General features: G+C 41.0%; 16 protein-coding genes. 12 read left to right on the top strand and 4 right to left on the bottom strand.

Annotated elements, in window-relative coordinates:
- Positions 1 to 19: 19 nt before the first annotated feature.
- On the bottom strand, positions 20 to 265 hold the full coding sequence (locus tag BUB18_RS05280; RefSeq protein ID WP_073078798.1) for a hypothetical protein: 246 nt from the start codon (positions 263 to 265) through the stop codon (positions 20 to 22).
- 112 nt (positions 266 to 377) lie between these two features.
- Here BUB18_RS05280 and BUB18_RS05285 point away from each other — a divergent pair, with 112 nt between their 5' ends.
- From BUB18_RS05285 to BUB18_RS05305, 5 genes are all read left to right on the top strand, one after another.
- Positions 378 to 1,079: a putative polyvalent protein kinase domain-containing protein gene (locus tag BUB18_RS05285; RefSeq protein WP_073078800.1), complete on the top strand. Its 702-nt coding sequence runs from the start codon at positions 378 to 380 to the stop codon at positions 1,077 to 1,079.
- A gap of 270 nt (positions 1,080 to 1,349) precedes the next feature.
- Complete coding sequence (locus BUB18_RS05290; protein WP_073078801.1) at positions 1,350 to 1,781, top strand: SRPBCC family protein; 432 nt, start codon at positions 1,350 to 1,352, stop codon at positions 1,779 to 1,781.
- Positions 1,778 to 2,095, top strand: coding sequence for an ArsR/SmtB family transcription factor (locus BUB18_RS05295; RefSeq protein ID WP_073078803.1), 318 nt, complete (start codon positions 1,778 to 1,780; stop codon positions 2,093 to 2,095). Before BUB18_RS05290 ends, BUB18_RS05295 begins: the two co-directional genes overlap by 4 nt.
- A gap of 11 nt (positions 2,096 to 2,106) precedes the next feature.
- On the top strand, positions 2,107 to 2,562 hold the full coding sequence (locus tag BUB18_RS05300) for an SRPBCC family protein (protein ID WP_073078806.1): 456 nt from the start codon (positions 2,107 to 2,109) through the stop codon (positions 2,560 to 2,562).
- A 52-nt stretch (positions 2,563 to 2,614) separates the two neighbouring features.
- Complete coding sequence (locus BUB18_RS05305) at positions 2,615 to 3,487, top strand: AadS family aminoglycoside 6-adenylyltransferase (RefSeq protein ID WP_073078808.1); 873 nt, start codon at positions 2,615 to 2,617, stop codon at positions 3,485 to 3,487.
- Between the two features lie 99 nt (positions 3,488 to 3,586).
- Here the strand turns inward: BUB18_RS05305 and BUB18_RS05310 are convergent, their stop codons facing one another.
- The gene (locus BUB18_RS05310) at positions 3,587 to 4,618 is read right to left on the bottom strand and encodes a PDDEXK nuclease domain-containing protein (protein ID WP_073078809.1); all 1,032 of its coding nucleotides are present in this window, start codon (positions 4,616 to 4,618) and stop codon (positions 3,587 to 3,589) included.
- Between the two features lie 168 nt (positions 4,619 to 4,786).
- Between BUB18_RS05310 and BUB18_RS05315 the strand changes: the two genes are divergently transcribed.
- Together BUB18_RS05315 and BUB18_RS05320 are read left to right on the top strand one after the other, a co-directional pair.
- Positions 4,787 to 5,512, top strand: a complete 726-nt coding sequence (locus tag BUB18_RS05315; RefSeq protein ID WP_073078811.1) for a YoaK family protein — start codon at positions 4,787 to 4,789, stop codon at positions 5,510 to 5,512.
- 135 nt (positions 5,513 to 5,647) lie between these two features.
- On the top strand, positions 5,648 to 6,043 hold the full coding sequence (locus BUB18_RS05320; protein WP_083549399.1) for a DoxX family membrane protein: 396 nt from the start codon (positions 5,648 to 5,650) through the stop codon (positions 6,041 to 6,043).
- 56 nt (positions 6,044 to 6,099) lie between these two features.
- Here BUB18_RS05320 and BUB18_RS05325 read toward each other — a convergent pair whose 3' ends face one another.
- On the bottom strand, positions 6,100 to 6,609 hold the full coding sequence (locus BUB18_RS05325) for a dihydrofolate reductase family protein (protein ID WP_073078815.1): 510 nt from the start codon (positions 6,607 to 6,609) through the stop codon (positions 6,100 to 6,102).
- 87 nt (positions 6,610 to 6,696) lie between these two features.
- Here BUB18_RS05325 and BUB18_RS05330 point away from each other — a divergent pair, with 87 nt between their 5' ends.
- Positions 6,697 to 7,086 (top strand): winged helix-turn-helix transcriptional regulator, encoded by a 390-nt coding sequence (locus BUB18_RS05330; RefSeq protein WP_073078817.1) that lies wholly within the window; start codon positions 6,697 to 6,699, stop codon positions 7,084 to 7,086.
- Between the two features lie 102 nt (positions 7,087 to 7,188).
- Complete coding sequence (locus BUB18_RS05335; protein WP_073078819.1) at positions 7,189 to 8,178, top strand: helix-turn-helix domain-containing protein; 990 nt, start codon at positions 7,189 to 7,191, stop codon at positions 8,176 to 8,178.
- 36 nt (positions 8,179 to 8,214) lie between these two features.
- Here BUB18_RS05335 and BUB18_RS05340 read toward each other — a convergent pair whose 3' ends face one another.
- The gene (locus tag BUB18_RS05340; RefSeq protein WP_073078821.1) at positions 8,215 to 9,195 is read right to left on the bottom strand and encodes a hypothetical protein; all 981 of its coding nucleotides are present in this window, start codon (positions 9,193 to 9,195) and stop codon (positions 8,215 to 8,217) included.
- A 615-nt stretch (positions 9,196 to 9,810) separates the two neighbouring features.
- Here BUB18_RS05340 and BUB18_RS05345 point away from each other — a divergent pair.
- From BUB18_RS05345 to BUB18_RS05365, 3 genes are all read left to right on the top strand, one after another.
- Positions 9,811 to 11,484 carry a tetratricopeptide repeat-containing sensor histidine kinase gene (locus BUB18_RS05345; RefSeq protein ID WP_073078823.1) on the top strand — a complete coding sequence of 558 codons (1,674 nt, stop codon included), beginning with the start codon at positions 9,811 to 9,813 and terminating at the stop codon, positions 11,482 to 11,484.
- Entirely contained in the window at positions 11,481 to 12,146 is a 666-nt protein-coding gene (locus BUB18_RS05350) for a response regulator transcription factor (RefSeq protein ID WP_073078824.1), read from the top strand. The genes BUB18_RS05345 and BUB18_RS05350 overlap by 4 nt, the downstream gene beginning before the upstream one ends.
- Before the next feature lie 715 nt (positions 12,147 to 12,861).
- The gene (locus tag BUB18_RS05365) at positions 12,862 to 13,071 is read left to right on the top strand and encodes a hypothetical protein (RefSeq protein ID WP_178372092.1); all 210 of its coding nucleotides are present in this window, start codon (positions 12,862 to 12,864) and stop codon (positions 13,069 to 13,071) included.
- Positions 13,072 to 13,144 lie beyond the last annotated feature (73 nt).

A 13,144-nucleotide genomic window follows, 5' to 3' on the forward strand; every position in this document is an offset into this window, starting at 1 on the left:
TAGGGAGAGAATGAATTTCTCAAATGATAAACCCTGCGGTTACGTAGCATCCTATCACTAACCAGGATTGGAATACCATGATCCGGTGATTCACACTTCCGAAGTTCTTAGCCCAGAAAGCGATCAGGTGCAGCAGGCAGGAAACAAGGAGACAGAACCGGCCTATCCATGGATTGACGGGCGTACCGGAAAAATGGATCACCAGCAAGGTGCCTGCAAGGAAGAGCAGGAAAAGGAGGATATTAAAGAGAAATTGTTTTCGCATGGGTGGCGAAGGTAGGTTTTTTTTAGGTTAGAACGACGCCGATACCCGGTATCAACATTTAAATAAACAATTAAAAATCAACATTTTACCACTCGCATTTACCTCATTCTGAATGTTGGTTATTTTATGTATTTTTGCACAAATGTTAGATAATGATACCAGAAGCAAACTTAAAAATATCATTGACGGAATTGTCATTGAGGGGACAACAGATACTTGCACAACAACCAGAAATCACCTTTGCACAAGCTTTAGCACAAGTACAACGGTTAAAAGAAATTTCGAAAGTAAAGCAATCACAAAAGAAGAACAGGCCGAATTCTTAGTAAAATATGCCACAAAAAACAACCTCCTATTAGAACATATTCCCCAAAATGCCATTTATCTAGCAAGGGGTGGCGAATCCAAAGTTTATTTCATTAATAGCCCTAAAAGCGTAATAAAAATTAACGATGCTATATATTACGCAACATGGCTGGAATTTTTTAACAGTGTAGTAATACATAACTTGCTTTTCCCAAGCACAACCTATGAGTTTTTGGGATTTTTAATATTGGAAGATTCTCTTTCCGCTGTATTAAAGCAGCCCTTCATAATTTCCGACTGTCCAGTTGATCTCGAAGATGTTAAGAAACTATTAGCATACAATGGTTTTGAAAATACGTACAGAAGAGGCACTCCAACCAACAACTATTACAACAAGGAATTAGGCTTAATCCTTGAGGATATTCATGATGAAAATGTAATCTCTAATACGCAAAATTTGTTTTTTATTGATACCGTATTTTATACTGCCTTTCAAGAACAAATGTAGTATGCCGGCAATTTTCAGGTCCAAATAATTTCATCTTCAAGATCACTTACAGAAAAACCCTCCATGAGTAATATCCGTATCAATGAGTTATTTGATAAAAGCCTTTAAGGTCGTATCTCGCTCCATTTATCTACAGTTAATTTAGTTCCTACTAAGAATCCTCAAATTATGTTTTACCCACGAAAACAGCATCTTAACTCAAAACATTCAAATAAATTTGTGTAACTCAAAAGTTACACTTAAATTTGAGTAACCTAAAAGTTACATATCATGAATAGTATCCAACATACTTACTTTTATCAGCAAGCACCCGCAGCCGTATGGGCTTACCTTACAGAATCCGAGTTACTGGCTCAATGGTTGATGCCAAACGACTTTCGCGCTGAGATCGGGCATGAATTCACCTTCCGCACCCGTCCAATGCCGGCATTTGATTTTGATGGCATCGTATATTGTAAGGTATTGGAAATAGAGCCTAACAAACGATTAACATACAGCTGGAAAGGAGGTCCCCGCCCCGGTGAGATTACGTTAGACACATTAGTGGAATGGGAACTTCATGAAAAGGAAAAAGGTACGGAACTGAAACTACGCCATACTGGCTTCCAGGATAAAAATGCTTTGATTTTCGGCATCATGGACAGCGGATGGCTGAAAAACATGGGCGAAATTGCCACTTTACTGCACAAAGAGACCGTATGACACCCGACATATTTCAAACGATAGCAGATCCCAGTCGCAGGGAGATCCTACATCTGCTATCCCGGGAAACGCTGACCATCAACGAGCTGGCAGAAAATTTTGAGATGAGCAGGCCGGCGGTTTCCAAACATATTAAAATACTGTCACAATCCGGATTTATCACTATCCGCGATATCGGCAGGGAACGGTATTGCCTGCTAAACCAGGATGGATTTAATCAATTGCAGGAATGGATAGCCTATTTTGATAAATTTTGGCAGAATAAGCTCCGGAAACTAGAAACTGTTCTCAACAACAAATCTAATAACGCTTAAACCTTAACAAAATGAAAACCAATGACTACAGCTGTAGCTTTACAGTTGAACAACCCTCCCATGCCATATTCCAGGCCATATGCCAGGTTAACAGGTGGTGGGCTACTAACGTTGTCGGCAATACGCAAGCGTTGGACGAACCTTTTACGGTAAATTTATCATGCGATACCTGGGTAACCTTTCGGGTAGCCGTTTTCGCTCCTGACTGGCACATTGCATGGCTGGTAACTGATTGCCATCTGCCATGGCTCAGCAACCAATCAGAATGGAACCATACCACTCTCCATTTTTATATCACGCCAACGCTGAATGGAAATAAACTGACAGTAATCCATCAGGGATTGTCACCCGACCTGGAATGCTACGACCGTTGCGAACAAGGCTGGAATAACTTCGCCGGCAAAAGCCTGTCTAAACTTATTACCACCGGCCATGGCATGCCTGATACTTTCAAGGCGAAAGTTTAAATGCTGATTTGTGGCAAGCTGCAGCTGAACAGAATTACTTAGTTTTGTTCACATGAATACCAGAGACCAAAAACTGGCACAAGTAACTGCCTGGGCTTCCGCCAATCCCGACATCCGGGCCATGCTCCTCACTAGCTCCTTGGTTAACCCGCATGCCCCCGTGGACGAATTCAGCGACCTGGATATAGAACTAATCTGTTCGGACGTAGCCAAATATATCAGCAACAATTCCTGGCTGCAGCGTTTCGGCGCTATCATAGCAACTGTAGAAGAGGGTGAAGAGGTATTTGAAGGCCGCCATGCAATGAAAATGGTATTGTACGAGGATCATGTGAAAATAGATTTTAAACTCTATAGTGTACCACATTTCCTGGAAGATGCCTCTGGTAATGAGCTGCCGGAAGATTGGGATATTGGCTATCAGGTGATCTTCGACAAAGACAACATTACTGCACTTCTGCAGCCTCCCTCCTATGCACCTGCATTTATCCACCAGCCTACCGGATCTCGGTTTTCCCAAGTGCTCAACGATGCCTGGTGGGACATGACCTACGTTGCAAAATGCCTCGCACGACAAGATATCTTTTATGCAAAGTTTATGTCGGAAGATATGATGCGCACCAATTACCTTGTTCCCATCATCGAATGGTACATTGGCTGTTTACACGACTGGAAAGTAAGCACCAACAAACATGGACGCTTATTTCCACAATACCTTCCCGGCGAGCTATGGCGTGCCATACAAAGTACTTTTTCGGGTGCGGACATCCTTGATAACTGGCGCGCACTGTTTGCCTATGCTGACATCATTCATCAGTTGGGCACAGCCGTAGCAGACAGACTTAATTTTGTATATCCGCACGAAACTGAAACAAAAGTGCGAAAGTACCTGCGGGAAGTCCACAAAGTCTATTCAAGAAAATAAAGAAATTGGTCTGAAAGGGCTGATTTGGTGCTAAGCCCGTGCCAGGAGGCTTTAAAGCCATATAGCCTTTGCCAGATGCCTTAAACCTTAAAAAGCCATTTATTTATTATCCAGATGACTACTCATTTCACCTCTTTCTTCGAAAATCTCCAGCTCCCTATTCACCTCTTCTAATAACTGCTTCTCAGTTGGAAGGTAAAGCTCATACTGGCTTGCAATAATTTGCTTTTGACCTTCCGGCAAAGTAAATTTTACTACTGTATCATTTTTACTGGCACAAAGCAAGATACCTATGGTAGCGTTTTCATCTGTCAACTTTTCCATCCGGTCGAAATAATTCACATACATCTGTAATTGCCCTATGTCCTGATGTGTGAGCTTATGTGTTTTTATTTCAATGATTACAAAACACCGTAGCAACCGATTATAGCATACCAGGTCTACATAGAACTCGTCGCCATCAAGATGAATGCGTTTCTGTCTCGCCACAAAAGAAAAACCATTACCCAGCTCCAATAGGAAATCCTGGAGGTGAGTGATAATGGCACTTTCGAGGTCGCGCTCATAATAGGAGGCTTCCCGCTTCATACCAAGGAATTCAAGCACCATTGGATCCTTAATTATCTCCTTTGCTTCCGAAGGTACTTTCTCTTTTCTTGCCACTGCGAGCACACTTTCTTTATCGTTGCTTAGTAAAAGGCGATTGTACAAACTACTATATATCTGACGTTCTAACTGCCTTACTGTCCAATTATTTTTTACCGTTTCAGCAATATAAAAGTCCCTTTCAGATTCATTATCAACACTTAACAACAATTTATACTGACTCCAACTCAATTGTGCACACAGTGTATGCACAATTGGAAACATACGATAAAACTGACGGTAGAGATTTATTTGTCGGACTGAGTAACCGCTACCATACTCAGGTTGAAGTTGTTCAGAAAGGTACTTGATAAGGTAAACACCATAATCAGCTCTTTCCTTCCCCTTCTGTTCTTCTTCAAATATGCGTTTGCCAATATGCCAATACATAAGCGTCCGCTGATGGTCGACAGCCCGAATGGCCATTTCCCGTGAATCAGTGATAATCGTTTTAATGTCGCTAATAAATGTTTGATTAATAATCATGCCTTGCTTTTATCAATTTGGTTAACAAAAAAAGTCTCTACGCATGATTCAGGTTCATATGCAATTTGGGGATTCCTAAATGCAGGTTAACAATTATTAAATAGCGTTTTTCCGCATTTACTAGTTACAAAAATAATGTTTAAATTAAATTGACCTAAAAGTTTTTTTATGTTTAGACACAAAGGAAAAGGAAGAACATATACTCATAACCTCAAACTGGCTTCTATCTTGTCCCTTGTTGCAGGATTGGTAAACATTACCGGCGTACTGGCAGTTGGCACCTTAACAACAAATATCACCGGGCATTTTGCATATTTCTCTGAACAGTTGTTTCTAAAAAATAGCAGAATGGCATTGATCTACTTAATATACATCCTGTTTTTTTTACTAGGGGCATTTATATCAGGGCTTATTATTGAATGGACCTCCAACCATAAATCACACACCTCCTATATAATGCCCTTATCCATCGAGGTAATGATTATTTCTGTTATTGGTATCTCAACTAATTTATTTCCTCATAATACTTCCATCTCTCTGATAATATCTGTGTCACTCCTTTTTGCGATGGGTCTACAAAATGCACTGGTTACACGTGTTTCCCAATCCGTGGTTAGAACGACTCATCTTACCGGATTGTTCACAGACTTAGGAATTGAGCTGTCACAGCTATTCTTTTACCGTCAAAAAGACCAGCAGCTACAATTAAATAAAAGCATCTTTCTAAAGGTAATGATCATTGGTTGTTTCTTTATGGGATGTATTGTTGGGGGATTCACCTATCAACACTTTCAACTTAAAACGCTTTTTCTCCCCGCGGGCTGCTTACTTTTTGCATTGTGGTACGACAGCCTTCTATTTCAGTATTATCATCTAAAAAGAAAGTTAAGGTAAGAATGAATAAAACTACAACATTCTTAAACTGGTTTAAGAATGCTGTACAAATTGAAAGGTAGCTTTACCCCATCAACGGAATCATCATGAATAAAAAAAAGTACGCAAGGTAAGTTTCAACAACTATACCTAAGAATAGCTTTAGCTACAGCATTATTGTCAGCAGTCGCAGACCGGCTTGGATTTTGGAGCAACCACGCCGCTTGGGGAAATTGGGAGAATTTTGAAGCATATACCCGTCAGTTGACTTTTTTCCTGCCGGTAACCATTAGCAAATTAAGCGCTTATGTGGCTACCTTCCTGGAAATAGCATTCGGCATTTTGCTGTTGGTGGGGTTTAAAACTAAAATAGTGGCTAATCTTACCGGGGTATTATTAATGATATTTGCTTTATCAATGAGCGTGTCACTGGGTATCAAATCTGCCCTTGATTACTCCGTTTGGGTAGGGAGTGCCGGAGCATTCCTCCTGGCATGCCAGTCATTTTTTCCATTTAGTGTTGATCACACGCTTAGTGCAAGTGATAAATAACAGGATAAGGTCCGCTTTTCGCGAACCTTACATGCAGTGGATGAAAAAATACGGCTTTACTCCTTAACCAGATGAATTTGCACAATTTGATCAGACAGCAATTTATGCGCTTTCAACTTAAAAGTCGATTCAAGGTTAGCATTGGTTCCAAGCTCTCCCCCGTTGCCTGTAATTACCGGAATGATGTTGAAATAGATGTCAGTTACCAGGTTTGCGTTCAAAAATGCATTGTAGGTTTTAGTACCGCCACCGATAGCAATTGTATTAAAACCTTTTGCCTGTAGATAGGAAATGGCTTCCTGCGGACTATTAACTACTTTATAAGCGCCCGCATGCTGTACGGTACCGGACAGTAAGACAATTTCTAAATCTGAGAGGAATCCCCTGGCAGCCTCCGGGAGTTGCTCGATGAATTCAAGGGTTTTTCTACCCAGAATCAAATTTCCTGCTTCCATAGCCACCTGGATAAAGCTGGCACTTGCTTCCTGCGGTGCATGATGATGTTTGTTTTCGGAAAGTAAAACTTTGCCGTTGGCCGATATGTTGGCTACTAATGTTATTGTCATAATAGGTGTTTTAACCGGATGTAAAACTACAGTATACCAGTTTCATTCACCTTATTGCTTACCTTTAGGAAAGTAACTTTATCAAACATGATCTCAATCAAATTCGGCGATGAAAAGCTTTGCAGGGAAGCCAGGCTGGCATTAAGAGATGCCATTGAGTTGCTGGGTGGCAAATGGAAGATTTGCATCCTGCAGCACCTGGAGTTTGGCACAAAACGGTTTAAAGACCTGCAGGAGAAAGTGGTAGGCATTTCTCCAAAAGTACTGGCGAAAGAACTCCTGGAATTGGAACAGAACCTGCTGATTACAAGAACGGTTAACAATACCAGACCGGTTACTGTTTCTTATTCATTAACGCCGCATGCTTATGAAGCGCAGGCAGTATATAACGCTTTGCTAAAGTTTGGGACACAACAGCGGGCAAGAGTAAAAGCGCAGCTCTCCCATAAGAGCAGTTCAGCAGAGCGTAATGTTTAGTCAGCATTCTTCCGTGGTATTAGCGGGATTATTTTTTATACCTCCGGGATTTTAATTACGTAGCTCTGGTACCATTGTGTTGAATTGACTATTTTAGTTCATATGCAAGAAAAGACTTTTACCTATAACCACACTCCTGACGAGCTGTTTTCCAACAACGTCGTTAAAGAAGGTATTAATACCCCTGGCCTCACGGAAATGAATCTGCGATTTACCACACCGGATATGACCGGGCAAATTCAAAGCTGCTGGTTTGACGGTATACGCATCGGCTATTCTGAATGCCGCCTGATGCGGGATATGCATTTTGAGTGGAATTCCGACCTCGACCTGGTGACGCAATTTTTTAACCTAAGGGGCAATACCAGTACGGCAACGTCGGTTTACGGGGATGATTTCGCCCTTGGTAACTACCAGCACAACATATTCTACTCATCAACAAGCAGTGGTACTATCAGGAGTCATGATACCAGCGTGGTCACGTTTATGGTGCAATACCGGCCCGAGAAATTCATTGAATTAACGAAAAATTCGAATGAGGTATTGCAGCAGTTTGGAACTTATATTCAAACTGGCAAGCCTTGCACATTGTCGCCACGGAATTTGTATATAGATGGGTCTATAGTACAAACGATTGAACAGATGCGCAATTGCCCTTATACGGACGGCATCAAACAAATATACCTGTTCTCTAAGTGCCTCGAATTACTGGTGCTGCAGGCAGATGCCCATCATAAAACACAAATCCAGCCCAGTAGATTCCTGAAATCAGCCGCGGATAAAGAAAGTATTTTATACGCACGGGAGTATCTGCTTAACCATATGGAGGAGCCACCTACTCTTACTGACCTTGCCCGGATAGTGGGTATCAATACATTCAAGCTGAAAAACGGCTTTAAGGAAATGTTCGGCAACACAGTTTTCGGTTATCTCTCAGATAAACGACTGGAAATAGCAGCGGCAGCTATTGAAGAAAAGCGAAAAAGCATTAGTGAAATTGCGCTGGAAACGGGCTATTCATCTGTACAGCATTTTAGTAAAGCGTTTAAGAAAAAGTTTGGCACTACGCCAAAGAATAGTAAGCGGGGGTAATCGTGATAGCGGTAAGGATTGGGAATCAGGCGTCCACTACTTCATTATTATACCGGAGCGGATATATTTATCAATAATATAGGCTGAAACTGGTTTCAGCTCCCTATCATACACCACCGGATGTTCTCCTCCGGCGGTGTAAAACTCCAATTTACCTGCAATTTTTGAGTACCAAACCCTTCCTATTGCCTGGTAGGTAATAGTATCAGGTCTGGTTATTTTCCTTAGATTTTTCAACCTAACAGTATCCAACGCAATTAGCCTTGCATTGGAGACTTTCTGATCACATCCTATCGGCTCATAATGATCCTCCTTCCAATACATGCAACTGCCTGTAGCAGGTACCTGGTTGATAATATTCCACGACCATAGACCTCCTGTACCCAATACCAGCGCAGCCATCACTGTGATGGCAAATGTTTTGACAGATTTCCTCTTAAACAGTCCCTTCTTCCTGGTTTCCAACAAATTAAGTACACCACTATCTTTTCCTCCGGAGCTGGTAAGTGTAAGAGGAACCGGTGGATTTTCCGGAATTTCCGGTTTTTCCGTTTCCTTATCAATCGCTGGTGTGGTATTGTGTACCTGGTGTTTCCCTTCGACCTCCCCGTCCGTTTCTACTGACAATTCCGCATCTAAACACTGCTCATAGGAAATATTCTTTCCATACTCCCATGGCCTACCATTAAAATCTATTAACCATGCAAGCAGTTCTATATTCTTCACATCTGTTTTTTCAGACTTGCCCTTCAAATAATTGACAAGTGGCTTGAATTTATCTCTATCACATCGTTGAATAACAGCATAACAATTCCTGGATTCATCTACATCTGCACAAAAATCCCTGATAATCTTTTCATCTCTTTTAGATACAGCTCTGGTACATCTTTTTATGCATTCCTCTTTGACATTGGCGGGAGTTAGATGCTTCAAACCATAGGGTAACGTATTTTTTACTTTCTTATGCTCATACGCCTGCATAATCATCTGCTGGTAGTCAGGAAATTGTGTCCCCATAAATGTGATTTTTAAACTGAATAATCGGAATTCAACCCGCATTTCCGGAATTACATAAGGAATACAAGGAATTACCGGAATTATTGGAATCAACTGTAAATCAACCTCTTACCTCACTCTATCTTTGTTCTGCAATCGGATAATACCTCCTTAGCTAAGAGGTGCACTGTACAGAGCCGATGCACTGCGGGCAAAGAAAGCAGAAGCCGGATACCGGCTTGGGAAGCGATAATCAGCTTCTGTACTCTGCGCCCAACCTTCCCAAACTAGCAAGAAGCGCTTCTTCACTAACTCAAAACGCTGCTGCCGCTGAACGGCAACTGGCAGCTCATTGCTAAAACATTAAAAAATACTTCAACATGTACACTATTATATTTAGTTTCTTATTGGCATTCCTGTGCCCTGACCATTCTAACAACAACAACCATAATAATGGCGAACAGGTCACCACCTTGGATGATACCGGCGGTGAAACCGGAACAATACCTCCAAGAAAACCAACGAATCCATAATTCGTACAATGTGAGGCAAGCAGGTGCTTGCCTCACTTTTGTATTCAATAATAATCTTTCTCAAAACTGAGAAATTTGATATTTTTAATAGAAACAATTATAAGTGCGTCCCTCACCCTTCATCCTGTTTATTTTTCTCCTTAGTCTATGGGCATGTTCATCCAATCGGGAACCGCTGCATACTGTTTCCTCACCCACATTAGAAAAAGGTGAATCCTACTTCAATATAAACAACGATTCTGCCTTTTACTATTTTAATCTGGTAGCCACGAGTGCCACTGATAGTTTAGAAATTGCTATGGCCTATACTTATATGGGTATCATCCAAGCGCACGAGGGAGACCATTACGGCGGACAGGAAAGCCTGTTGAAATCCCTTACCTATCTAGATGAACGCAAAAAAGGAGACCAGGAATGCTTAAGCTCAAATTATCATGAATTAGGTAACATCTGCCTAAATCTTAAAAATTATGAGACAGCTATCAATTATTATCAAAAAGCACTTACATTCATAACCCAGGGTATCGACTCGTCTATTGCCATAAACAGCATAGCGCTTACCTACCAAAAGAAGGGAGATTTCGACCAGGCTATTCAGCTATACAAATCCATGCTAACAAAGGCTGAACGCACGAAAAAAGAATATGCCCGCGCACTTTCCAATTATGCCAGGACCAGATGGCTGAAGGATTCTACTTACCCTGCCGGGACTGAGATGCGGGAAGCATTAAAAATCCGTAGCGATTCAAACGACATTTGGGGACTTAATGCCAGTTACGCACATCTGTCCGACTATTACACCCTCATACTGCCTGATTCGGCACTTTATTTTGCCATGAAAAGATACGAAATCACCAGGGAATTAAATAGTCCTGATGATGAAGTGGAGGCTCTTTCAAAGCTTATTACACTCAGTCCTACCGACCGGCTGAAACCCTATTTCATTCGGTATCAGCACCTGACAGACAGCATTCAAACGGCTAAAAATACTGCTAAGAACCAATTTGCACTTATTCGTTACGAGGCCGCAAAAAATAAAGCCGATAATCTTCAGCTCCAGCAGGACAATACACAAAAGAAAACGCAACTGATTGTTCAACGATTCATATTAGCACTTACCATTCTAGTCTTCCTCGCATCGGGGATTATATTAACTCTCCGTAACAGAAAACGCCGGCAGCAACTACAATTTGAATCTCAGCAGGCGATAAAGGAAAATCAACTTAAAATTTCCCAAAAAGTCCATGATGTGGTAGCAAATGGCTTATACCGGATCATGAACGAGCTGGATTACAAAACTTCTATGGATAAAGAGGAATTAGTAGATAAAATTGAAGTACTATATGAGCAATCCCGTGATATATCTTACGAAGCTCCTTCCTCAAATATTCCTTTTCAGGAAAAACTCGACGACTTACTGATGTCTTTCGCATCAGACCGGATCAAGGTCATTATCGTTGGAAACGGCCGACTCCTCTGGAGTAGAATCAATCAACAAAAAGCGCACGAAGTAGAGCATATTCTTCTGGAATTGATGATAAATATGAAAAAACATAGTCAGGCTGACTCGGTAACGATAAAATTCGAATATCAAAACGGTCAGATCCTGATTCACTATACCGATAATGGCATCGGCATTTCCCCGCAAGTTAAATATGGAAATGGTTTACGGAATACGGGAAACCGTATTAAAAGAATTAATGGGCAATATACATTTGAGCATCCTGCTAAAGGATTAAAAATTCATATTTCTTTCCCAACAGATCGGTCTATATGATTAAAAAGGTACTTGTTGCTGAAGATCACGAAATCGTAAATATTTCGGTACAGAAAACACTGGAAGATCTTGCTGTGCAGGACATATCGTATGCTTATTATTGTGATGACGCATTATATAAAATCACTCAGGCCTTTAACGCCGGGAATTCCTATGATCTGCTGATTACCGATTTACATTTCGAAGCAGATGGCCATAAGCAGACGTTATCAGGAGGTATAGAGCTTATTACTGCTGCCAGGAAAGTACAGCCTGACCTACGGATACTAATATTTTCTTTGGAAAACCGAACTGCCGTTATCGATAACCTTTACAAGAACTATCATATAGATGGATTTGTCGCCAAAGCCAGGAACGATGCCCGGGCGCTTAAAGAGGCCATCAATGAAATAGGACAATACAGGAACTATTACCCACACCATTACAGGCAATCGACCAACAAAAAAAATGCTTACTCATTTTCTGAATATGATATCAACATTATAACGCTGCTTGCTCAGGGTATGCTTATAAAGGATATCCCAAAATACCTGCAACAGAAAGGGATTAAACCATCCGGCCTGAGTACCATAGAAAAGAGACTCAACCAGATGAAAGAGGCACTTGGATTTACCAAGAATGAGCAGTTAGTAGCATATTGCAAAGATACCGGAGCGATGTAAGATTTATTAATTACGTTAAAATATCAAAATACGGTTTCCCGTAAAAACACAGTGCATCTGAACACTACTTTTGTTTTATAAATCAATACAAAGCTATGAGACAAAAGTACTATGTAAACGACACACCACAATCACTCACCGGTGATCACGAGGTTCACTCCATTACCTGCATCTTTTATCCATTCATATATAGCAAAACTTATTTAGGCGAATTTGAAAACTGTCATGACGCAGTTCGGGAAGCGAAGAAAAAATACCCGAAATCAGACGGCTGTATAAATTGTTCTAAAGCCTGTCATAACAGGTAGAAAAAAAGGCCATACCAATTCAGTTCCTCAAAATTCTCCTGAATAAATTTTGCATGAAATTACTATGTGCCTGGTTGCTCATAAGCTTTATCCACTGCAAGCCAGTAACAGTGTATATATGTGACAGTAAAAGTGCGATGCGTTACCACTTTACCCCAAGCTGTCGAGGATTGAGCAACTGCAAGCACGAAATTGTTGGCATCACACTGGAAAAAGCGATAAAGACCAGGACGCTGTGTAAGTGGGAACAATAAATTGGTATAACCGGCAATATTTCGTTTACTCCATTATCACTAATATGACAACACCCAAAATCTTTCAAGATAGACCCGGTAGATTCAAGCGAACTCAAATTCATAGTAGATACATTAAAAAAACTGATACTACCATACCTACACCACCCAACAATGATGGCTTATTATCAGCAAAATCACATGGTAGCTATGGGGCCTTATTACTCCACCCCAGGTGGAAAGCAAAACGTAAAGAAATACTGGATCGTGATGGAAATCGTTGCATACACTGTCGCAGTGCTAATAACCTACAGGTACATCACAGACAATATCATTTCGAAGCTGACACGCAAACGTATCGTGCCCCATGGGACTACCCATTGAATCTGCTGATCACGCTGTGTGAGTCTTGCCATCGAAATGGGCATCATCATTATAAAGTTCCTACCATCATTAT

The sequence above is a fragment of the Chitinophaga jiangningensis genome (genome assembly GCF_900142605.1).
GTDB classification, from domain to species: domain Bacteria; phylum Bacteroidota; class Bacteroidia; order Chitinophagales; family Chitinophagaceae; genus Chitinophaga; species Chitinophaga jiangningensis.

Bases quoted from the DNA above. Each gene is read 5' to 3' on its own strand.
- BUB18_RS05335 (WP_073078819.1), top strand. From the start codon at position 7,189: ATGCAAGAAAAGACTTTTACCTATAACCACACTCCTGACGAGCTGTTT.
- BUB18_RS05340 (WP_073078821.1), bottom strand. From the start codon at position 9,195: ATGGGGACACAATTTCCTGACTACCAGCAGATGATTATGCAGGCGTAT.
- BUB18_RS05330 (WP_073078817.1), top strand. From the start codon at position 6,697: ATGATCTCAATCAAATTCGGCGATGAAAAGCTTTGCAGGGAAGCCAGG.
- BUB18_RS05280 (WP_073078798.1), bottom strand. From the start codon at position 265: ATGCGAAAACAATTTCTCTTTAATATCCTCCTTTTCCTGCTCTTCCTT.
- BUB18_RS05300 (WP_073078806.1), top strand. From the start codon at position 2,107: ATGAAAACCAATGACTACAGCTGTAGCTTTACAGTTGAACAACCCTCC.
- BUB18_RS05295 (WP_073078803.1), top strand. From the start codon at position 1,778: ATGACACCCGACATATTTCAAACGATAGCAGATCCCAGTCGCAGGGAG.
- BUB18_RS05285 (WP_073078800.1), top strand. From the start codon at position 378: ATGTTGGTTATTTTATGTATTTTTGCACAAATGTTAGATAATGATACC.
- BUB18_RS05290 (WP_073078801.1), top strand. From the start codon at position 1,350: ATGAATAGTATCCAACATACTTACTTTTATCAGCAAGCACCCGCAGCC.
- BUB18_RS05350 (WP_073078824.1), top strand. From the start codon at position 11,481: ATGATTAAAAAGGTACTTGTTGCTGAAGATCACGAAATCGTAAATATT.
- BUB18_RS05325 (WP_073078815.1), bottom strand. From the start codon at position 6,609: ATGACAATAACATTAGTAGCCAACATATCGGCCAACGGCAAAGTTTTA.
- BUB18_RS05305 (WP_073078808.1), top strand. From the start codon at position 2,615: ATGAATACCAGAGACCAAAAACTGGCACAAGTAACTGCCTGGGCTTCC.
- BUB18_RS05315 (WP_073078811.1), top strand. From the start codon at position 4,787: ATGTTTAGACACAAAGGAAAAGGAAGAACATATACTCATAACCTCAAA.
- BUB18_RS05310 (WP_073078809.1), bottom strand. From the start codon at position 4,618: ATGATTATTAATCAAACATTTATTAGCGACATTAAAACGATTATCACT.
- BUB18_RS05365 (WP_178372092.1), top strand. From the start codon at position 12,862: ATGATGGCTTATTATCAGCAAAATCACATGGTAGCTATGGGGCCTTAT.